Origin of the sequence: Nocardiopsis chromatogenes YIM 90109 (assembly GCF_000341185.1) — a bacterium.
Taxonomy (GTDB): Bacteria; Actinomycetota; Actinomycetes; order Streptosporangiales; family Streptosporangiaceae; genus Nocardiopsis_A; species Nocardiopsis_A chromatogenes.
Map to the genome: position 1 here is coordinate 1 of NZ_ANBH01000410.1, position 737 is coordinate 737.

Annotated in this window: 1 protein-coding gene; it reads right to left on the reverse strand. The window is 79.8% G+C overall.

Translation table 11 applies throughout. The features are described from left to right. Nucleotides 1–737, reverse strand: a 737-nt coding sequence (locus D476_RS39885) for a polyketide synthase dehydratase domain-containing protein (protein ID WP_040729034.1), incomplete at both ends; no start/stop codon positions are given.

The window sequence follows — 737 nt, forward strand, 5'->3', positions numbered from 1 at the left end:
CCAGCCCCCACACCGCCGCGGCGGCGGGGTCCGGGTCCCCGGAGTACACCGCGCCCCGGGTCAGCACGGCGAGGCGGACGTCCTCGCTCAGCGGCAGCCAGCGCTGCAGCAGGTCCAACGTGCGCTCGGCGGCCGCGTGCGCGGCGGCCACCGGGCCGTCCCCGGGCCGCACCGGTTCGAACAGGAGGGTGTCGGCCTCATAGGGGATCTCGTCCTCGACGAACCCCCACGCCCCCTGCACCGGAGGCGGCAGCTCGACCGGCGTCCAGGCAACGTCCAGCAGGGATTCCCGGACCTCGGTGTTCTCCGCCGCCGGGGGGAGCGGCCGGGGGCGCACCGCCTCGGCGGTCAGCACCGGCCGCCCGGCGGCGTCGGCGGCGTGGACGGACGCGCCCCGCTCGCCGCCGGTGGCCAGGCGCACGTGCAGCACCGTGGCCCCGACCGCGTGGAGCTGCACCCCGTCCCACTCGGCGGGCGGTCCGGAGGCGGTGGCGGTGAGCGGGCTCAGGGCCGCCTCGAGCAGCGCCGGGTGCAGGCCGAAGCCCCCGTCGGCCGCCTGCTCCGGCAGCCGCACCGTCGCGTACAGCACGTCGCCGTCGCGCCAGAGCCCCGTCACGTCCCCGGACGCGGGGACGCCGTCCGGCCCCTCCAGCGCGGACCGCACCTCCTCCTCCGGCACCGCGGCGGCACCGGAGGGCGGCCACTCGGCCGCCTCCAGCGGCGCGGCGGCGGCCGCC